The organism is Serratia sp. L9 (assembly GCF_050632285.1).
GTDB lineage: Bacteria > Pseudomonadota > Gammaproteobacteria > Enterobacterales > Enterobacteriaceae > Chania.
Map to the genome: position 1 here is coordinate 13352 of NZ_CP192591.1, position 20099 is coordinate 33450.

Here is a 20099-nt window from a genome sequence, read left to right on the forward strand (position 1 = left end):
AGGGTTCGGCATTGCCGAACCCTTAGTCTGTCATTGGCGGCTGTCGCTCGCTTGCCGTAATAACGAGCGGCTCTCAACCAGGAAGCGCTGGGCGTAATCCCCAAACCAGTGCTCCACCTTTTGGAAGCTCTGAATAAAGGCCTGTTTGTCCCCCTGCTCCAGCAGTTCGATCGCTTCACCAAAACGCTGATAGTAACGTTTGATCAGGCGAATATTCTCATCTGATGACATGATGATATCCGCATACAACTGCGGATCCTGGGCAAATAGGCGCCCTACCATGGCCAATTCCAAGCGATATATTGGTGAAGAAAGCGCCAGTAACTGCTCCAACTGAACGTTCTCTTCGGCCAGATGCAGACCGTACGCAAAAGTGGCAAAGTGGCGTAACGCCTGGATAAAAGCCATGTTCTGATCGTGTTCAACGGCACTGATACGGTGCAAGCGTGCCCCCCAAACCTGTAGCTGCTCCAGCAACCACTGGTAGGCTTGCGGCTGGCGACCATCGCAATACACCACCACCTGTTTGGCCACGCTGCCTACATCCGGGCCAAACATTGGATGTAAACCAAGTACTGGCCCACTATGCACCGCCAACATCGCCTGCAGTGGTCGGTTCTTAACCGAGGCCAGATCGACCAGAATGCAATCTTCAGGCAACGGTGGCAATTGGCTTATCACCTGCTCCGTAACATGAATTGGCACACTGATAATTACCATTCCGGCATCCGCCAGCAAAGTATCCGCCTGCGGCCAGTCTTCCTGATCCAGCACTTTTACCTGATAACCGGACAGCGTCAGCAGCCGGTTGAACAGACGCCCCATCTGGCCGTTACCACCAATAATGACTATCGGGCGCAGCTGCGGGCACAGCGTCTTGAATCCTTTGTCATTCTCACTGGTGTAAGATTCACGCATTACCCGGCGCAGCACATCCTCGATCAAATCCGGGGAACACCGAGGCCTTCAGCTTCTTTGCGGCGAGAGGCCAGCATTGCCGCCTCTCGCTCTGGTACATAGACCGGTAAACCGTAGTGGCTTTTGACTTCTCCTACTTCAGCTACCAGTTCCAGGCGTTTTGCCAACAGGGCCAACAACGCTTTATCCACTTCGTCAATTTGATCCCGCAATGCGGTCAGTTCAGCCACCATAACTCACTACTCTCCAGTGCGTGCCATCAGCACAGCGCCGAGTTCCTGGTGCATTTGGCGCAACAGCGTCTCTGTGCTTTCCCAGTTGATACAGGCATCTGTCACTGAAACACCGTAACGCATATCCACACGTGGTTGCTCAGAAGATTGGCTACCCTCATGAAGGTTGCTTTCCAGCATAATGCCAGTGATCGAACGGTTACCCGCCTTGATCTGATCAACAACGGACTCGGCAACGGTCGGTTGACGACGATAGTCTTTATTAGAGTTGCCATGGCTGCAATCTATCATCAAGGACGGATAGAGTCCCGCTTCCTGCATCTGTTTTTCGCAGGCCGCAACATGCTCAGCACTATAGTTTGGTGCTTTACCACCGCGCAGGATCACATGGCCATCCGGGTTGCCCTGGGTTTGCAGCAGGCAAACCTGCCCTGCCTGATTAATGCCCACAAAACGGTGTGCCATTGACGCTGCACGCATAGCATTGATCGCCGTGCTCAGGCTACCGTCTGTGCCATTCTTGAAACCTACCGGCATTGAGAGGCCAGAGGCCATTTCACGATGCGTTTGAGACTCGGTAGTTCGGGCACCGATCGCTGACCAACTAAACAGATCGCCCAGATATTGCGGGCTATTAGGATCCAACGCTTCCGTCGCCAGCGGCAACCCCATCCCAACCAGATCCAACAACAGGCGACGCGCGATGTGCAAACCGGCTTCTACATCAAAAGATCCATCCATAAACGGATCGTTGATCAGGCCTTTCCAGCCGACTGTGGTTCTTGGTTTTTCAAAATAGACACGCATAACGATATACAGCTGATCGCTCAATTCAGCCGACAGGGATTTCAGACGACGCGCATAATCCAACGCGGCGTCGGGATCATGAATCGAACAGGGGCCGCAAACTACCAGCAGGCGGTGATCCTGGCCTTTTAGAATGTTGCCAATGGTCTGGCGGGCCGCCGCGATTTCGTTTTCATCGCTGACACTGAGCGGGAACTGGTTCTTCAGCTCTTCCGGGGTGATCAGAACCTGTTCTGCACTGATATGTACGTTGTTGAGCGCGTCTTTTTGCATGATGCTGTTTCCTGTCATTTGCCGTTATGCGTGAGCGTGGATGGAACTTTGAGCGTTACAGGTCTCTACATTACCACGCATTGTAAAGATTTCAATCCATTTGCTGTAAATAAAAAATTACCACACTCAAGCAGAACAAGTTGAATTCATGAAATTAGTGATTAATTGATTGTTTTAGATAAGATTAAGCTGAAAAATAACGCAAGAAATCACCATTAAGCAGCTGATTAAAGAAGAGCAGAATCACAGTATGTGTAAATATATTTGTACATTTCGTTTTTTATTGTGTTTCATTGCGGTTTCCGCAAACAACCTAGCCAACAAAATTCAGCAAATGGCAATTCCTGGCTGGGGAATTGAATCAGCACCTAAATTAAACATCTGAAATACAATTAACATACAATTAACTGGTATTTGCTTTTCATTCATTATTCATTTCTGTTTATAGTGGAAGATTAATAAGGTGTATTAGATAAATATTGCGGAATCTCACAGTTATCCTTCGCGAAATAAATAATCATGGCCCTAAATCACTTGCACCTCTTTAGGGGTAATCTGCATAGACAGAGCCCGTACCATCTGCATCGAGGGGCTATGAGTGCTGGTAGTTTTTCTTTTCTGACAAGGGATTCTCATGATTACACTGGAATTTGCAATTATTATTATCTGCTTATTAGTCGGTACCCGATTTGGCGGTATGGGGCTAGGCTTAATAAGCGGGATTGGTTTATTTCTGCTTTGTTTTATATTCGGACTGGAGCCTGGTAAGCCCCCCGTAGATGTTATGCTGACCATTCTGGCCGTAATCGGCTGTGCTTCGGTTTTACAAACCGCAGGCGGTCTGAACGTCATGATGCAATATGCCGAACGGCTACTGCGGCGCCACCCTCAACACATTACACTGTTAGCCCCATTCACCACCTGGACATTGACTTTCCTGTGCGGTACTGGCCATGTGGTGTACACCATGTTCCCGATCATTTCTGATATCGCCATCAAGAAAGGGATCCGCCCAGAACGCCCCATGGCCGTTGCCTCTGTCGCGTCACAAATGGCGATCACCGCTTCGCCAGTTTCCGTAGCCGTGGTGTCCTTGGTTTCAATCATTGCTGCAGGGCATGGGGTTGGTAAAGCCTATTCACTGCTTGAGATCCTTGCCGTCTCGATCCCGGCTTCGTTGGTCGGTGTACTGATGGCGGCATTATGGAGTTTGCGCCGCGGTAAAGATCTGGATAAAGACGCTGAGTTTCAGGAAAAAATCAAAGATCCGGAGCAACGCGCCTATATCTATGGCAGCACTGAAACCCTGCTCAACCAAAAATTCCCGAAGCAGGCTTACTGGTCCACCCTCATCTTCTTCGCTGCCATCGCTATCGTGGTCATGCTGGGCGCTTTCGCTGATTTGCGCCCTTCATTTGCAGACGCCAAAGGTACATTGAAACCGCTATCGATGAATCTGGTGATCCAGATGATGATGCTGATTGCCGGTGCCGTTATCCTGATGGGCTGCAAAGTCAAACCTAGTGACATTGCCAACGGGGCCGTATTCAAAGCGGGTATGGTAGCCATATTCTCCGTATTCGGTGTGGCATGGATGAGTGATACTTTCTTCCAGGCACATATGGGAGATTTAAAGCTGCTGCTGGAAGATGTGGTGAAAAACCAACCCTGGACTTATGCCATCGTGCTGTTCCTGGTTTCCAAGTTGGTTAACAGCCAGGCTGCCGCACTGGCCGCCATCGCCCCGATGGGTTTACAGTTGGGTGTCGATCCCAAAATGCTGCTTGCCTTCTTCCCGGCAGCTTACGGATACTTCGTGTTGCCAACTTACCCAAGTGATTTGGCCTGTATCGGCTTTGACCGTTCCGGGACAACAAAAATCGGCAAATTTATCATCAACCACAGTTTCATTATTCCAGGCTTGATCGGCGTACTGTGCTCTTGTATCACCGGTTATCTCCTGGTCACCACCTTCCTGTAATCTCCTACTGCGACACGGCGACGGGGTCATTCCCGTTGCCGTCTATCACCCCGCACTTTCCCGTTGGCCATCCCGCTCTGTCCGGCAACCGTCAGTAGACGAAAAGTGAATAAGCAGCGTTGTTATATTAAAAACTTAAGCTAATCGAGGCTATTTTTGTCCCCATTGCTAATCGATATAATGTGACCGTTATCACCTTTACCCGTCACTTTCGAGCTTCAGCAGGATTCGCTACAACTTGAAATCCAGAGGGTATAATTTCAATCTTAACAACTGGATCCAAAATGCTTTCTTTACGCGCTCGTCGCGCCATTCCGCTGTTTTTTAGCTGCTTGACCGCCTTCACCAGTGTTTCAACCTTTGCCGACAATACCCTGTTCACTGCAATGGACGACCCGGCCACTGCCAAGAAGCCTTTTGATGGCAATGTTCAGGCTGGCTATAACTCACAGTCTGGCAATTCGCAAAGCTCCACCTTGCTGGCCAACACCACGATGACCTGGTTTAACGCCGATACGGCTTACAGCCTATGGGGTGCGGCGAACAACACCACTTCTTCAAATGTTCGTTCTTCAGAAAGGTATCAGGCAGGTGGCCGTACCCGTTACAATCTGACAGACCGTAACTATATGTTCGGGCAGTTGGGCTGGTTGAACGATCGTTTTAATGGCTATGATTCCCGTACTACTTTAACCGGTGGCTATGGCCGTCAGATTTTTAACGGTCCACTTCACGATCTGCGTGTCGAATTTGGCCCGGGTGTCCGTCATGATGAATACCAGGGCGGTGGCCGCACCACTCGCGCACTGGCTTACGGCGCTGCCAACTACTCCTACAGGCTGACAGACAATGCTCGTCTCTCCGAAGGTCTATCTGCATTGGCTAACGATGAAACCACAGTTAACTCGGAAACCGCGCTGAACGTCGCTATCAATAACGACTTCTCCCTACGCTTGGCCTACACCCTCACCTACAACAGCAAACCACCGGCTTCCGCACCTAAGAATACAGATACTACAACCTCAGTGACTGTGGTGTACGGTTTGTAATCTCCTGGCGTCCTTTATAAGTTTTCTCAACTAAGCCCATCATTAATGGGCTTTTTTTATGCCTCCATAGCGTCTTTCCACATTTTGCTAAAAAGATAAATATCTCGCTTGACGACTTTAGCATTTAGCTTAATACTGTATGCATATACAGTAATTATTCTTGAGGAACAGACCATGAGAAACCCGAATAAAAAAAGCAGCAGGGTCTTTTTTATTGAGATCGGCAGCACCACTATCCTACAAAATTTCCTTCAGCCCCAACCCATGCGGAGCTAATGCAATGGAGAAAGTTACCTCATTCATTACCTATTCTGCGGCGTTGTTTCTCGCCTGGCTTGGTGGGCTCTCACCTCAGGATATCGCTTTTTTAGTGGGTGCTGCGGTAGGGATTGGCACCTTCCTGGTCAATTGGTACTACAGACGTAAAAGCCTGCAGATCTTGAAAACCATTGAGCGCGATGCCGCGTCACGGAGGCTTTACGATGAACTCAATCGTTAAACGCTGTAGTGCATTGGCAATTATGGCTCTCGCCATGCTTCTACCGCAGTTTGATCGAATCAATACATCCGAGAAGGGGCTTTATCTGATTGCAGATTTTGAAGGATGCCAGTTGGCCCCCTATCAATGCAGCGCCGGGGTCTGGACGCAGGGAGTTGGCCACACTGCCGGTGTGCTTCCAGGCAAGCCCATTACACCGGAACAGGCAGCTAAGGATCTCCTGGACGATATTCGCCAAGTTGAAACACGCATGGCGGCTTGTCTGCCGCCAGATATGCCCCAGCCGATTTATGACGCCGTCATTGCCTTCGCTTTTAACGTCGGCAACGGTGCCGCCTGCCGCTCAACCTTGGTTCATTTCCTGAACCAACACCAATGGCAACAGGCATGTGATCAACTGCCACGCTGGATCTACGCCAATGGAGTAAAGAGCAGCGGGCTTGAACGCCGCCGGGCCGCCGAACAACATCTGTGCCTACAAGGCCTCAATCAGGCGAGCCCGACAGTTTTTTTAGGGAAAGAATAACCCACCTAGAGGCGTTTCTCTGGCCAGGGTTAACCGAATAGTTTTTCACCATTTTTACCAAGAGGGGGTTTCTATGATGCATTGTCCACTGTGCGGTAGCGTGGCACACACCCGTTCCAGCCGTTACCTGAGTGAATCAACCAAAGAACGCTATCACCAATGCCGGAATATTAATTGCAGCTGTACATTCGCTACTCATGAATCGCTTGCCCGTGTCATCGTCAAACCAGGCGACATCATTCCAGCGCAACCGCACCCGGCAGTCAGCAAGCAGCGCGTGGCAGCTCTGTAAACAAAAAAGGGGATTACCTTGACGGTAATCCCCTGATAATTATTAACTTTTGGATGCAGCGTTAGCCTACGCGGTTCAGACGCTCTCTGATACGAGCAGACTTACCAGTACGCTCACGCAGGTAGTACAGTTTGGCTTGACGAACGGCACCACGACGCTTGACAGTAATGCTGTCGATTACTGGGGAGTGAGTCTGGAATACACGCTCAACACCTTCGCCGTTGGAAATCTTACGAACAGTGAATGCAGAATGCAGACCGCGGTTACGGATAGCGATAACCACGCCCTCGAATGCCTGCAGACGTTTTTTGCTACCTTCAACGACCCATACCTTCACTTCCACGGAATCACCCGGACGGAATGCAGGCACGTCTTGCTTCATCTGCTCTTGTTCAATTTGCTTAATAATGTTGCTCATAATATGTCTCTTACCCTAGGTAAACTGATATATCGGTCTCGTCGAGACAATGCTCCGACGTTCCCTTCATAGTCCTGTTACTTGGCTAAATGTTCCCGTTGGAACTCCGCCAGCAACACCTCTTGCTCGTCAGTCAGAGCTAGGCTTTCTAGAAGTTCAGGTCTTCTAAGCCAGGTACGGCCCAGCGACTGCTTTAAGCGCCAGCGACGTATCTCGGCATGGTTGCCCGACAGCAAAACTGGCGGAACCTCCATCCCTTCCAATACCTCCGGGCGGGTATAGTGCGGGCAGTCCAGCAATCCATCAGCAAAAGAGTCCTCTTCCGCTGACGCCTGATGGCCCAGAACACCCGGTATAAAACGGGCGACCGAATCGATCAGGGTCATTGCTGGCAGTTCACCGCCGCTGAGAACGTAATCGCCGATTGACCATTCTTCGTCAATTTCGGTTTGGATCACGCGCTCGTCTATCCCTTCGTAGCGGCCACACACCAGAATCATCTTCTGATTAGCCGCCAGTTCACACACACCGGCTTGATCCAGTTTGCGCCCCTGAGGTGACAGATAAATCACCTTTGCTCCCTCGCCTGCCGCTGCTTTTGCTGCATGAATGGCTTCCCGTAAAGGTTGCACCATCATCAACATTCCCGGGCCACCGCCATAAGGGCGATCATCCACGGTACGATGCCGGTCGTAGGTGAAGTCACGTGGACTCCAACACTGCACGCTCAGCAGGCCATTTTTTACTGCCCGGCTAGTTACCCCGTAATCGGTGATTGCGCGGAACATCTCAGGAAACAGGCTTACGATACCAATGAACACCAGCCCATCCCCATATTGCAATTCCACATGCTTCGACCATTACATTCCGAGGTCAAAAACCAGGATCCCATTCTGCCTCGATTACCTTGGCAGCGAGATCGACTTTCTTGATAACCTGCCCATGAAGAAACGGGACCAACCGCTCCTTCATGCCGAATGCATCTTTCAGGTTTGCCCGCACGACCATTACGTCGTTTGAACCGGTTTCCATCATATCGATGACTTTACCCAGTTCGTATCCGGAAGTGGTGATTACCTGGCAGCCCATCAGGTCTTTCCAGTAATAATCATCGCCTTCCAGCGGAGGCAATTGCTTGGAATCTACAACGATTTCGCAATTCGTCAGTAAATTCGCCGCATCCCGATCGTCAATGCCTTTGACCTTGATGATCAGATCCTGACTGTGGCGCTTCCAGTCTTCCAACTCGACAAGCTGCCATTGACCTGAGCGCTGGATAAACCAGGGCTGGTAGTCAAATATGCTTTCGGCGTTCTCGGTGGATGAAAACACTCTGAGCCAACCACGAATGCCGTAAGTAGATCCCATTTTACCGAGTACAATCGGCGCGATCGGTGCTACCGGTTTGAGTTGCTTGCTCATTGCCACCACCGCGACAGATTAAGCTGCTTTCTTAGCGTCTTTGATCAGCGCGTGAACGCGATCAGAAACGGTAGCACCCAGACCAACCCAATGCTCAATGCGGTCCAGGTCCAGACGCAGTGCTTCAGCCTGACCAGATGCGATCGGGTTGAAGAAGCCTACACGCTCGATGAAACGACCATCACGAGCATTGCGGCTGTCGGTCACTACTACTTGATAGAACGGACGCTTTTTAGCGCCGCCACGTGCCAAACGAATTGTTACCATAACATCCTCTTTAGTTAATAAAACAGCCGGGCCCCATTGAGGGACGGGGCCCGGTTGCAATATAAAAAGCCCGAAAATTTTACTCATTTTGGCGCAAAAAGCAATCTAAAGCGTAGATTGCCCAGAATTCGTTTTTGCAGCCATTTTATTTCCGGACGGTTTTTACCACTAACGGCAAATCAGTAAACCAGCCGCATCAAGCCTGCGGCTCGGTTTTAACGGCCTGGGAAACCCGGCGGCATCATACCTTTCATGCCGCGCATCATCTTCGCCATTCCGCCTTTTTTCATCTTTTTCATCATGCGCTGCATATCGTCAAACTGCTTTAACAAGCGGTTAACATCCTGCACCTGCATCCCGGATCCCATCGCGATACGGCGTTTACGGGAGCCTTTAATGATTTCCGGCTTGGCCCGCTCTTTCAGCGTCATTGAATTAATGATCGCCTCCATACGCACCAGCACTTTATCGTCCATCTGCGATTTTACGTTGTCCGGCAGTTGGCCGGCGCCTGGCAGCTTGCTCAGCATACTGGCCATACCGCCCATATTACGCATCTGCTTCAGCTGTTCCAGGAAGTCGGTCAGATCGAAACCGTCCCCTTTCTTCAGCTTGTTGGCCAGTTTTTCCGCCTGCTCGCGGTCAACCTTGCTTTCGATATCTTCGATCAGCGACAACACGTCGCCCATGCCGAGAATGCGCGAGGCAACACGATCCGGGTGGAAAGGTTCCAGCGCTTCGGTTTTCTCGCCCACGCCAAGGAACTTGATGGGTTTGCCGGTAATGTGGCGGATAGACAGCGCCGCACCACCACGCGCATCACCGTCAACCTTGGTCAGCACCACGCCGGTTAGCGGCAGCGCCTCATTGAAAGCCTTGGCGGTGTTGGCCGCATCCTGGCCGGTCATGGCATCGACCACAAACAGGGTCTCCACCGGCTTGATGGCCGCATGAACCTGTTTGATCTCATCCATCATCGCTTCGTCTACGTGCAAACGGCCCGCAGTATCGACGATGAGTACATCGTAAAATTTCAGCTTGGCCTGTTGCAGCGCACGATTAACAATGTCGATCGGTTTTTCTTTAACGTCAGACGGGAAGAAGTCGACACCTACGCTTTCCGCCAGGGTTTCCAACTGCCGGATCGCCGCAGGGCGATATACGTCGGCAGAAACCACCAAAACTTTTTTCTTCTGTTTTTCTTTCAGGAATTTGCCAAGCTTGGCCACGCTGGTGGTTTTACCCGCCCCTTGTAAGCCAGCCATCAACACCACTGCCGGTGGCTGTGCCGCCAGGTTCAGCTCAGTGTTCACTTCGCCCATAGCGGCAATCAGCTCGCTCTTGACGATTTTGACGAATTCCTGGCCAGGCGTCAGGCTCTTGTTGACCTCATGCCCAACCGCGCTCTCTTTTACGCGGTTGATAAAGTCACGCACTACCGGCAGCGCAACGTCCGCTTCCAACAGTGCCATACGCACTTCACGCAGGGTGTCTTTGATATTCTCTTCGGTCAGCCGCCCACGGCCGCTGATATTGCGCAGGGTGCGCGACAATCGATCGGTTAAATTTTCAAACATCGTCTCATGCTCAACGTAAGAGTCAGGCCGCAGTGGCGACACAATTGCGGCGATTATAACACGAAGAGCAAACGATCTCTGCTCTGGCGTTGGAGATTGGTTGGAGTAGGGCTCGCTCGACGCTATACTGGCATTCTAATTAACCATGCCGATGCTAAATAACGCTATGCCTGTTTTCTCTATTGTGGCTCTGATGGCCTACCTGCTCAGCCTTGGACTGATCATTCCCAGTTTATTGCGGAAGAATAGCGCATACCGTCGGCTGGCCATTGTCTCGGCGATTGTGGCGCTAATCTGCCATGCCATTGCGCTGCAACAGCGTATTTTTGACGTTAGCGCCGGGCAAAACCTCAGCCTGCTTAATATCGGTTCTATCGTCAGCCTGATAATCTGCTCGGTGATGACCTTCGCTGCATCGCGCGATCGCGGCTGGTTCCTGCTGCCGATCGTCTACAGCTTTGCCATGATCAATCTAGCCTTCGCCAGCTTTTTGCCAGGGGAATTTATTACCCACCTTGAGGCCAGCCCCGAGCTGATGGTGCATATCGGTCTGGCGTTGTTTTCTTACGCGACCTTGATAATCGCCACGCTATACGCGCTGCAACTCGCCTGGCTGGATTACCTGTTAAAGCACAAAAAACTCAGGTTCAGTGCCGACATGCCGCCGCTGATGAGCATTGAACGCAAAATGTTTCATATTACCCAGATTGGTGTAGTGCTGCTCACACTGACTCTGTGTACCGGCCTGCTGTATATGGATAACCTGTTCAGCAAAGAGAACGTACATAAGGCCGTGTTGTCTATCATGGCATGGTTTGTCTACATCGTTCTGCTGTGGGGGCATTACCATGAAGGCTGGCGTGGGCGTCGTGTCGTCTGGTTCAGCTTCGCCGGTTCATTTCTTCTTACCATGGCCTACTTCGGCAGTCGCCTGATCCAGGAAGTGATGGTGCGCTAGAATAAAAGTTGGCCCGCCTCATCCCGATGAGGCTTTCTTTTCTCCCATAAAAGGAATACCGCGTTGGAGCACGTTTCGACAGGGACCCTCATCCTCATTCTGGTGATGATGGTTGTGGTCTCCGCTTATTTTTCAGCATCCGAAACCGGCATGATGACGCTCAACCGCTATCGCCTGCGCCACCTGTCCAAGCAAGGTAATCGATCCGCACGCCGGGTAGAGAAACTGCTGCAAAAACCCGATCGTCTGATTGGCCTGGTGCTGATCGGTAATAACCTGGTCAATATTCTGGCCTCAGCCCTTGGGACAGTTGTCGGGATGCGTCTGTATGGCGATATTGGTGTAGCGATTGCTACCGGGGTATTAACCTTCGTAGTGCTGCTATTTGCCGAGGTGTTACCGAAAACCTTCGCAGCACTCTACCCCGAGCGTATCGCCTTCCCCAGCAGCTTCCTGCTGATGCCTATGCAAAAAATCATGTTCCCGCTGGTGTGGTTGCTCAATGGTATCACCAGCCTGCTGCTGCGTATTTTCGGCATCCGCACCAATGTGCGTATCAGTGGCGCGCTAAGCAAAGATGAGCTGCGCACTATAGTCAACGAATCCCAATCGCAGATTTCGCGCCGCAACCAGGACATGCTGATTTCAGTGCTGGATCTGGAAAAGGTGACGGTGGACGATATCATGGTGCCACGCAATGAGATCGTCGGTATCGACATCAATGGCGATTGGAAATCGATCATGCGCCAATTGACGCATTCACCTCATGGGCGCATCGTGCTGTATCGCGATTCGCTGGATGACTCCATCGGTATGCTGCGGGTGCGTGAAGCCTACCGGCTGATGACCGAGAAAAAGAGTTCAACAAAGAGAACCTGCTGCGTGCGGCCGATGAGATTTACTACGTACCGGAAGGCACCCCGCTCAACGTGCAGTTGGTAAAATTCCAGCGCAATAAAGAGAAAGTCGGCATTGTGGTCGATGAATACGGTGATATTCAAGGCTTGGTCACCGTGGAAGATATTCTTGAAGAGATCGTCGGTGATTTTACTACCTCGATGTCGCCAACCTTGGCAGAGGAGGTCAATCCACAGAGTGATGGCTCTGTGTTGATCGATGGCACCGCCAATGTGCGTGAGTTGAATAAGGCTTTCAACTGGACTCTGCCAGCCACCGAAGCCAGAACCATCAACGGCATGCTGCTCGAAGAGCTTGAGGATATCCCCAATATCGGTACCAGAGTGCGGATCAGCCACTATGATATCGACATCCTCGACGTGCAGGACAATATGATCAAACAGGTGCGCGTTACGCCGATAAAATCGCTGCAATCCAGCGTGCAAAACCACTAAGCCCGGGCCAAAAGAAAAGACGCAAATCGCGTCTTTTTTTATCACTGAATTTTAATTCTGGAACTAGATATGCAGCTCCTGCAGCTTCTCTTTCGGCAGCGCCAACTCTTCGTTGTGATTTACCACTACGCCGTGATCGAGAATATGCTTGGCTATTTCCTGCGCTTCTTCCAGCGAGTGCATGTGGTAGGTACCGCACTGGAATTCGTTAAGTTCAGGGATCTTACGCTGGTCGGTCACTTTCAGCACGTCGCTCATCGCCGCTTGCCAGGCATCGGCTACACGTTGCTCTTCCGGTACGCCAATCAGGCTCATGTAAAAGCCTGTGCGGCATCCCATTGGCGAGATATCGATGATCTCGACACCGTTACCGTTCAGGTGATCGCGCATGAAGCCCGCAAACAGGTGTTCCAGAGTATGAATACCACGCTCCGGCATCACTTCCAGATTCGGGCGGCAGAAACGCAGATCGAATACGGTAATGGTATCGCCATGCGGAGTTTTCATGGTTTTGGCAACGCGGACAGCAGGAGCTGCCATGCGCGTATGGTCTACGGTAAAGCTATCCAACAGTGGCATGTCGTCACCTCCTCGTAAAAAGTGCATTTATTTCGAAACTTTTTTCGTACCGATGAAACCTTTTCTAACTCTACGAGTCTGAATACTTGAAAGACGCGCATTTGTTATCATCATCCCTGTCATCAGAGATGCATATTTGGCCACATTGATGTGGCCTTTTTCTTTTTCAGCTTCCGCCGTTTGCCTTCAGGAACTCTTCAAAGCTTAGCGTATCGCTGGCTTCTATGTCGCGCTGGCGCTGCCATGAGGCTTGCTGTTCCTGAGCCAACTGCTCTTCAGTCAGGATCTCCAACGGCTCTTTCATCAGCATCTGACGGTATTTTTCTGCCAGCTCCAGGCCAACACGCCCAGTGCCTTCCGCTTTCATTTCCTTGAGGATACGGGCCGAGAAGGTCAGCTCCGGATCATCAAACGCGGCAACCAGCTCATCACAAACCTGCTGATAATGTTGATTGCCAGCTTCGCTATCCAGCACTTCGGCAACACGCCTCAGATCGTCAAACAGCGCTTTACCGACTTTATCCAATGGTTCACGGGTATCATTACAGCCAATACCGATGGTCTGGCCAGGCTTTCTCCCTTCCAGGATCACGCGATTCCAGTTTTTACGGGTACACAGCAGCTCATCGCTGCTCATTTCCGGCGCATCGGCCAACACACACCAGACCAGGAACAGGTCCAGGAAACGCGCCTGTACCGCATCCACGCCGATTGGCGAGAACGGGTTGATATCCAGCGACCGCACTTCAATATATTCAATACCGCCACGCAGCAACGCATCTGACGGTGACTCACCGCTGTTGGTTACACGTTTTGGCCGGATCGGCGCATAGAGCTCGTTTTCGATCTGCAATACGTTACTGTTCAGTTGCAGATAACGATCGCCCTCTTTGACTCCCAGCTTGGCATATTCTTCAGACGGCGTGGCTATCGCGCGCTTCAAACCTTTCACGTAGCTTTGCAGATCGTTAAAGGTAATCCCCAGATTGCTTTGCGATTTATTGGTATACCCCAGATCGCTCAGACGCAGCGAAGTGGCATACGGCAAATAGCACATGCCCCGCTCATTGCGTTCAAACGGCAAAGCGGTTTCGCGCCCTTTCAGGAACGAAGAGCAGATAGCCGGTGATGCCCCGAACAGATACGGGATCACCCAGCCAAAGCGGTAATAATTGCGGATCAGGCGGAAATACCCGGCCGAGATCTGCTCTTTGCCGCTTTCTGCGTCCTTTACACCAGCCCACGCCTGCCAGAACTCCAGCGGTAGGGAGAAATTGTAATGGACACCGGAAATGGTCTGCATCAACGCGCCATAGCGGTTCTTCAGCCCTTCACGGTACAGCGTTTTCATCCGGCCTATGTTGGATGAACCAAACTGCGCCAGCTCGATATCCTGCTCGGCTTCGATGAAACACGGCATGCTCAGCGGCCACATGCGCTCATCACCAAGATTACGGGCTACGTGACGATGGATATCACGTAAGAACGTCAGCAAATGATCGAGGTCGTCATCAACCGGCGTAATAAATTCTAACAGCGCCTCGGCAAAATCTGTGGTGATCCAATGATGCGTTAATGCCGCCCCCAGTTTTTCTGGGTGACCAGTGCTGGCGAGCGTGCCATCGGCGGTAACCCGCAGTGTTTCACGCTCAATACCGCGCCGGATCCCTTTTAATGCATGAGGATGGGCTTCCAACCAAGCAAGCGCTTGTGATACGTCCGGGATCAAATTGACCTCCCGCTTCTAAAAACGATAACCCGTAAGCATACTGAAACCGCGCTCAAGAGAATATTGAGTTATATTCACTTGGCTATTGCCACCAGGCGATCCCCTGCAGCGTAATCATAGTCAATATGACGTAACGCAACGCCTTTCCGACACACAGAAACAGCATAACAGAGCCCCATGGCATGCGCAGCCAACCTGCCAACACGCACAACAAATCGCCCACAACCGGTAGCCAACTGAGCAACAGCGCAGCAGGGCCAAAACGTTTTAACCAACCAAGTGCCGTTTCCAGCCCTCGCTGTGGTTTTAACGCCGGTAACAGGCGCCCGATAATGACATTGGTCAACCCACCCAGGGTATTTCCCAACGTTGCAGCCAGCACCAATAGACTTGGTGAGGCATTACTGTTGGTCAACAGCGCGACCAACAAGACCTCTGAGTTACCTGGCAACAGCGTCGCACTGAGGAAACTGCTGCCAAACAACGACATGACGGCCAGCGTACTACTCACAGTGTACGAACGTCTACCACAGCCATATTGGCACTTCTTGCCGCCCGGATGCCAAAATCGGCATCCTCAAACACCACACAGTGTTGTGGAGGTACACCGATTAACTCCGCACAGCGCAGGAAAGTATCTGGCTCTGGCTTATGGCGTTGAACATCATCAGCCCCGACGATCGCATCAAAACAGTCGAACAGCCCTAAATGACGCAGCAGCATCTCTGCCATTCGGTGTTCGCTTCCAGTTCCCACCGCCATAGGGCGACGGCCTCGATAAGATTTTACGACTTCAATCAGCGGCAATGGGCGCACGCTGTCCAACAGCATCTCTTCCACCGCGCGGGTTTTCTCTGCGGCAAGATGATGAGGATCGAGATCTGCCTGATGCGCGGCAATAACTGCCTGGGCAATACGCCAGGTGGGTGATCCGTTAAGCCCTGTCATCGCCGCTCCATCAAACGTCATGCCATAGCGTGCCAGCACTTCATGCCACGCTTTGAGGTGCGTCGGCTCCGTGTCCAGAATAGTGCCATCCATGTCAAATATCAGACCTTGGTAGCGATCGTACATCGTTACTCCATGACCATTGATGAGGAAAGAAAGCTACTTTAGCGTAAAGCCGGAGGGTTGTCGCGGGCAGAGAATGATGGAAAATGCTGTATCGGAGCGATGTTGAGAAGAGTAGAAAGTGATTAAAAGCGAAAAACCCGCCGAAGCGGGTTTTTCTGTATAGAAGGTGTATTCAAGGAGATGATTCAGCGCAACGCGCTTTACCCACAGAGCCGTTGCTGAAGCAACGTTATCCCCTTTGTGCTGCCTTTCAGCTCGCACCCTCTGAAAGTGAACACTCTCAGACGAATACTTATAATATGGTGCATCCAGGAGGATTCGAACCTCCGACCGCTCGGTTCGTAGCCGAGTACTCTATCCAGCTGAGCTATGGATGCAGTTTAATTGTGTAGCGAATTTGTTTCGTTCCGTGAAACTTCACTGAAGAATGGTGCAACCAGGAGGATTCGAACCTCCGACCGCTCGGTTCGTAGCCGAGTACTCTATCCAGCTGAGCTATGGATGCACAGGAATTCTTTTTGATGCCGTATGGTCGTTGTTACCACCCCACCATACTGCAAAATATGGTGCATCCAGGAGGATTCGAACCTCCGACCGCTCGGTTCGTAGCCGAGTACTCTATCCAGCTGAGCTATGGATGCAAATGGCGGTGAGGCGGGGATTCGAACCCCGGATGCAGCTTTTGACCGCATACTCCCTTAGCAGGGGAGCGCCTTCAGCCTCTCGGCCACCTCACCATACGCTTCTTGCGAATTGTGCCTAACTTGCTTTAGAGAAGCTCATCGGCACTGCGTGGCGCACATATTACTTTCCCCCACTTATAAGTCAAACAATTTTTCCCAACCAATGCGCGTTTGCACAAATCACAGGCAACATGAGTGATTTGACGGCAAAAAGAGTGTTTTATCAACTAACAAACGCAGTCATACCGTGCAGAAAAGTTTGGCGAGAACAGAAAGATTATTGGGAGAAATACCAAGGATGGAGGAAAACGGGTAGTGAGGATGGCAATAGCGTCTCGTTATGGAACGAGACGCTACTTAGAAATCAATAAGTCGTCTGCTGAGACTTCTCGGCTTGGATCCGTTGATAGATTTCTTCGCGGTGAACAGACACCTCTTTGGGAGCATTTACACCAATACGTACCTGGTTGCCTTTAACCCCTAGCACTGTGACCGTGACCTCATCGCCAATCATGAGGGTTTCACCAACTCGACGAGTCAGAATTAACATTCTTTGCTCCTTGAAAGATTAAAAGAGTCGGGTCTCTCAGTTTCCCCGCCATTATCCATCATATACAGTGAAAACGTAAGTCAATAGCCCACAATAAATGTAAGCAGACTTGGTGTCACTCTAGATTAAGGATAAGTTTAGCCGACCTGAAAAACTTTGTTCCCGTAATTGTAACTACATTGTGTTAGCACTGTTTAATAACGCCATAATCTTTAAGGGATTTTGGCGTTATGGTGTGCTATTTATTTATATTCACAGCTTCGAGGCCACCCAGGCTTCTACGCTGTTCAATGCCGCAGGCAGAGCACTGGTATCGCTGCCCCCCGCCATTGCCATATCCGGGCGGCCACCGCCCTTACCGCCAACCTGCTGCGCAATATGACCGATAAGATCGCCGGCTTTAACCCGGTCAGTCAAATCTTTGGTTACACCCGCAATCAGGCTGACCTTGCCTTCTTCCGTGGTGGCCAACACGATAATTGCCGAACCTAGCTGATTTTTAAGATCATCAACCATGGTACGCAAGATCTTTGGCTCCACGTTATCTAACTGGCTAACCAACAGCTTCACGCCATTGACCAGCTTTGCTTTACTCGACAGCGAAGCGCTTTCCTGCGCAGCCTGCTGATCTTTCAGCTGTTGCAATTCTTTTTCTAATGCCCGGGTGCGATCAAGCACTGCACGCACTTTATCACTCAGGTTATTGCTGTCGCCTTTCACCAGCTGGGCAACGTTCTGTAGCAGATCGCTTTGCTGGTGCAGGGTTGCTATCGCTCCTTCCCCTGTAACCCCTTCAATACGGCGGATACCGGCAGCAGTACCAGACTCACTCTGGATACGGAACAGACCAATGTCCCCAGTACGGCTGGCGTGCGTACCACCACAAAGCTCGGTAGAGAAATCGCCCATGGTCAGTACACGCACATTGTCGTCGTACTTTTCGCCAAACAGCGCCATAGCGCCCTTCTCTTTGGCATCGTCCAACGCCATTACTTCGGTCTGCACGGGTAGATTACGGCGAACCTGCTGGTTAACCAAATCTTCTACCGCACGGATTTGTTCTGGCTTCATCGCTTCTGAATGCGAGAAATCGAAACGCAGGTACTTGTCATTGACCAATGAGCCTTTTTGCGCCACGTGATCACCCAGGATCTGACGCAGTGCCGCATGCAGCAGGTGAGTCGCCGAGTGGTTCAAACGGATACGGTTGCGGCGCGCACTGTCGATTGCCGCATCAACGCGATCACTCAACTTCAGTGTCCCGGCAGTCAACTTGCCTAAATGGCCGATTGCCTGACCATATTTTTGTGCATCATTGACTACAAACTCGATACCAGCCGCTTTCAGCACACCTTTATCGCCAACCTGGCCACCTGACTCTGCATAGAACGGAGTCTCATCCAGCACCACGACAGCCTCTTCACCAGCATGGATCTCATCCACTGGCTGGCCATCGCGGAACAAGGCGATCACCTTGGCCAGTTGTTCTTCGCGATCGTAACCATTGAACTGACTGGCACCGTCAACGCGGATCATGCTGTTGTAATCAGCGCCAAAACCACTGGATTCACGGGCGCGGCGGCGCTGTGCCTCCATCGCCTGCTCGAAGCCTTCCTCATCAACTTTCAGGCCACGCTCACGGCAGACGTCGGCTGTCAGATCCACAGGGAAACCGTAGGTGTCATACAGACGGAACGCCGTTTCGCCATCCAGGGTATCTCCCTGCAGCTTGGCCAGTTCGTCATCCAACAGCGCCAGGCCACGCTCAAGCGTGCGGGCAAACTGCTCTTCTTCGGTTTTCAATACCTGCTCGACCTGTGCCTGCTGGCGCTTCAGCTCATCAGCAGCCGGGCCCATCACTTCGATCAGCGGTGCAACCAGTTTGTAGAAGAAGGTATCCTTTGCGCCCAACATGTTGCCATGACGGATCGCACGGCGAATGATACGGCGTAACACGTAGCCACGGTTCTCATTCGAAGGGATAACACCATCGGAAATCAGGAATGCGCAAGAACGGATATGGTCGGCGATAACGCGTAGGGATTTATTGCTCAGATCGGTTGCATCGGTCAGTTTGGCGACGGCAGTAATCAGGGTCTGGAACAGATCGATATCATAGTTGGAATTCACATGCTGCAGCACCGCGGTGATACGCTCCAAGCCCATGCCGGTATCCACGGAAGGCTTAGGCAGCGGGAGCATGGTACCGTCAGACTGACGGTTGAACTGCATAAATACGATATTCCAGATCTCGATATAGCGGTCGCCGTCTTCTTCAGGGCTGCCTGGAGGCCCCCCCAGATATGGTCACCGTGATCGTAGAAGATTTCGGTGCAAGGACCACACGGCCCGGTATCACCCATCTGCCAGAAGTTATCGGAAGCAAAGGCTCCGCCTTTATTATCCCCGATGCGGATAATACGCTCCGCAGGAACGCCAATCTGCTTTTGCCAGATGTCGAAGGCTTCGTCATCGGTCTCATAGACGGTGACCCACAGCTTCTCTTTTGGCAGATTGAACCAGTTTTCGCCGGTAAGCAGTTCCCACGCATAACTGATGGCATCATGCTTGAAATAGTCACCAAAGCTGAAGTTACCCAGCATCTCAAAGAAAGTATGGTGACGGGCGGTATAACCGACGTTTTCCAGATCGTTGTGCTTACCACCGGCACGCACGCAACGTTGTGAAGTGGTTGCACGCGAGTATGCTCGCTTGTCCAGCCCCAGGAAAACGTCCTTAAATTGGTTCATGCCGGCATTGGTAAACAGCAATGTCGGATCATTGTTAGGTACCAGGGAGCTGCTTGCTACAACCTGATGGCCTTTACTATGAAAGAAATCGAGAAACGCTTGACGGATCTCAGCGGTGCTCTTGCTCATAATTTTCCCGGATAAGGCTAAAATAACGACTCG

At 51.3% G+C, this 20099-nt stretch carries 16 protein-coding genes, 4 tRNA genes and 4 pseudogenes; 7 read left to right on the forward strand and 17 right to left on the reverse strand.

What is annotated here, in order from left to right; genetic code table 11:
• Nucleotides 1-30: 30 nt before the first annotated feature.
• Together tyrA and ACQ86O_RS00065 are read right to left on the reverse strand one after the other, a co-directional pair.
• Nucleotides 31-1151: pseudogene (tyrA, locus tag ACQ86O_RS00060) on the reverse strand (bifunctional chorismate mutase/prephenate dehydrogenase).
• A gap of 6 nt (nt 1152-1157) precedes the next feature.
• Nucleotides 1158-2231, reverse strand: coding sequence for a 3-deoxy-7-phosphoheptulonate synthase (locus tag ACQ86O_RS00065; RefSeq protein WP_431223641.1), 1074 nt, complete (start codon nt 2229-2231; stop codon nt 1158-1160).
• 634 nt (nt 2232-2865) lie between these two features.
• On the opposite strand from ACQ86O_RS00065, the gene ACQ86O_RS00070 reads away from it, so the two are divergent.
• The 5 genes from ACQ86O_RS00070 to ACQ86O_RS00090 all read left to right on the forward strand — a co-directional run bounded on the left by ACQ86O_RS00070 (nt 2866) and on the right by ACQ86O_RS00090 (nt 6578).
• Nucleotides 2866-4212 carry an anaerobic C4-dicarboxylate transporter gene (locus tag ACQ86O_RS00070; RefSeq protein ID WP_431223642.1) on the forward strand — a complete coding sequence of 449 codons (1347 nt, stop codon included), beginning with the start codon at nt 2866-2868 and terminating at the stop codon, nt 4210-4212.
• Between the two features lie 284 nt (nt 4213-4496).
• Nucleotides 4497-5261 carry a DUF481 domain-containing protein gene (locus ACQ86O_RS00075; protein WP_431223643.1) on the forward strand — a complete coding sequence of 255 codons (765 nt, stop codon included), beginning with the start codon at nt 4497-4499 and terminating at the stop codon, nt 5259-5261.
• Nucleotides 5262-5541: 280 nt separating this feature from the next.
• Nucleotides 5542-5760, forward strand: coding sequence for an HP1 family phage holin (locus ACQ86O_RS00080; RefSeq protein ID WP_431223644.1), 219 nt, complete (start codon nt 5542-5544; stop codon nt 5758-5760).
• Entirely contained in the window at nt 5744-6286 is a 543-nt protein-coding gene (locus ACQ86O_RS00085) for a lysozyme (protein WP_431223645.1), read from the forward strand. The genes ACQ86O_RS00080 and ACQ86O_RS00085 overlap by 17 nt, the downstream gene beginning before the upstream one ends.
• Nucleotides 6287-6359: 73 nt before the next feature.
• Nucleotides 6360-6578, forward strand: a complete 219-nt coding sequence (locus tag ACQ86O_RS00090) for a DNA-binding transcriptional regulator (RefSeq protein ID WP_431223646.1) — start codon at nt 6360-6362, stop codon at nt 6576-6578.
• A gap of 61 nt (nt 6579-6639) precedes the next feature.
• Here ACQ86O_RS00090 and rplS read toward each other — a convergent pair whose 3' ends face one another.
• From rplS to ffh, 5 genes and pseudogenes are all read right to left on the reverse strand, one after another.
• Complete coding sequence (gene rplS / locus ACQ86O_RS00095) at nt 6640-6996, reverse strand: 50S ribosomal protein L19 (RefSeq protein ID WP_431223647.1); 357 nt, start codon at nt 6994-6996, stop codon at nt 6640-6642.
• A 77-nt stretch (nt 6997-7073) separates the two neighbouring features.
• Nucleotides 7074-7831 (reverse strand): annotated as a pseudogene (gene trmD, locus ACQ86O_RS00100) (tRNA (guanosine(37)-N1)-methyltransferase TrmD).
• Nucleotides 7832-7869: 38 nt separating this feature from the next.
• Entirely contained in the window at nt 7870-8418 is a 549-nt protein-coding gene (gene rimM, locus ACQ86O_RS00105) for a ribosome maturation factor RimM (RefSeq protein WP_431223648.1), read from the reverse strand.
• 18 nt (nt 8419-8436) lie between these two features.
• Nucleotides 8437-8685 carry a 30S ribosomal protein S16 gene (gene rpsP / locus ACQ86O_RS00110; protein ID WP_004932501.1) on the reverse strand — a complete coding sequence of 83 codons (249 nt, stop codon included), beginning with the start codon at nt 8683-8685 and terminating at the stop codon, nt 8437-8439.
• 215 nt (nt 8686-8900) lie between these two features.
• Nucleotides 8901-10262: a signal recognition particle protein gene (gene ffh / locus ACQ86O_RS00115; protein WP_431223649.1), complete on the reverse strand. Its 1362-nt coding sequence runs from the start codon at nt 10260-10262 to the stop codon at nt 8901-8903.
• Between the two features lie 166 nt (nt 10263-10428).
• On the opposite strand from ffh, the gene ACQ86O_RS00120 reads away from it, so the two are divergent.
• Both ACQ86O_RS00120 and ACQ86O_RS00125 read left to right on the forward strand, forming a co-directional pair.
• Nucleotides 10429-11220 carry a cytochrome C assembly family protein gene (locus tag ACQ86O_RS00120; RefSeq protein WP_431225612.1) on the forward strand — a complete coding sequence of 264 codons (792 nt, stop codon included), beginning with the start codon at nt 10429-10431 and terminating at the stop codon, nt 11218-11220.
• Nucleotides 11221-11283: 63 nt separating this feature from the next.
• Nucleotides 11284-12572, forward strand: a pseudogene (locus ACQ86O_RS00125) (HlyC/CorC family transporter).
• Nucleotides 12573-12635: 63 nt separating this feature from the next.
• Here the strand turns inward: ACQ86O_RS00125 and luxS are convergent.
• The 10 genes and pseudogenes from luxS to alaS all read right to left on the reverse strand — a co-directional run bounded on the left by luxS (nt 12636) and on the right by alaS (nt 20066).
• The gene (gene luxS, locus ACQ86O_RS00130) at nt 12636-13151 is read right to left on the reverse strand and encodes an S-ribosylhomocysteine lyase (RefSeq protein ID WP_431223650.1); all 516 of its coding nucleotides are present in this window, start codon (nt 13149-13151) and stop codon (nt 12636-12638) included.
• Between the two features lie 166 nt (nt 13152-13317).
• A complete protein-coding gene (gene gshA, locus ACQ86O_RS00135) occupies nt 13318-14880 on the reverse strand; it encodes a glutamate--cysteine ligase (protein WP_431223651.1) in 1563 nt (520 codons plus the stop codon).
• A gap of 82 nt (nt 14881-14962) precedes the next feature.
• Complete coding sequence (locus ACQ86O_RS00140) at nt 14963-15391, reverse strand: YqaA family protein (RefSeq protein ID WP_431223652.1); 429 nt, start codon at nt 15389-15391, stop codon at nt 14963-14965.
• Complete coding sequence (yqaB, locus tag ACQ86O_RS00145) at nt 15388-15954, reverse strand: fructose-1-phosphate/6-phosphogluconate phosphatase (RefSeq protein WP_431223653.1); 567 nt, start codon at nt 15952-15954, stop codon at nt 15388-15390. The genes ACQ86O_RS00140 and yqaB overlap by 4 nt, the downstream gene beginning before the upstream one ends.
• Nucleotides 15955-16254: 300 nt before the next feature.
• A tRNA-Arg gene (locus ACQ86O_RS00150) sits at nt 16255-16331 on the reverse strand.
• A 51-nt stretch (nt 16332-16382) separates the two neighbouring features.
• A tRNA-Arg gene (locus ACQ86O_RS00155) sits at nt 16383-16459 on the reverse strand.
• A 59-nt stretch (nt 16460-16518) separates the two neighbouring features.
• Nucleotides 16519-16595 (reverse strand) — tRNA-Arg (locus ACQ86O_RS00160).
• Nucleotides 16596-16598: 3 nt separating this feature from the next.
• Nucleotides 16599-16691 (reverse strand) — tRNA-Ser (locus ACQ86O_RS00165).
• 310 nt (nt 16692-17001) lie between these two features.
• Nucleotides 17002-17187, reverse strand: coding sequence for a carbon storage regulator CsrA (gene csrA, locus ACQ86O_RS00170; protein WP_004091602.1), 186 nt, complete (start codon nt 17185-17187; stop codon nt 17002-17004).
• Nucleotides 17188-17439: 252 nt separating this feature from the next.
• Nucleotides 17440-20066 (reverse strand): annotated as a pseudogene (gene alaS / locus ACQ86O_RS00175) (alanine--tRNA ligase).
• Between the last annotated feature and the right edge of the window lie 33 nt (nt 20067-20099).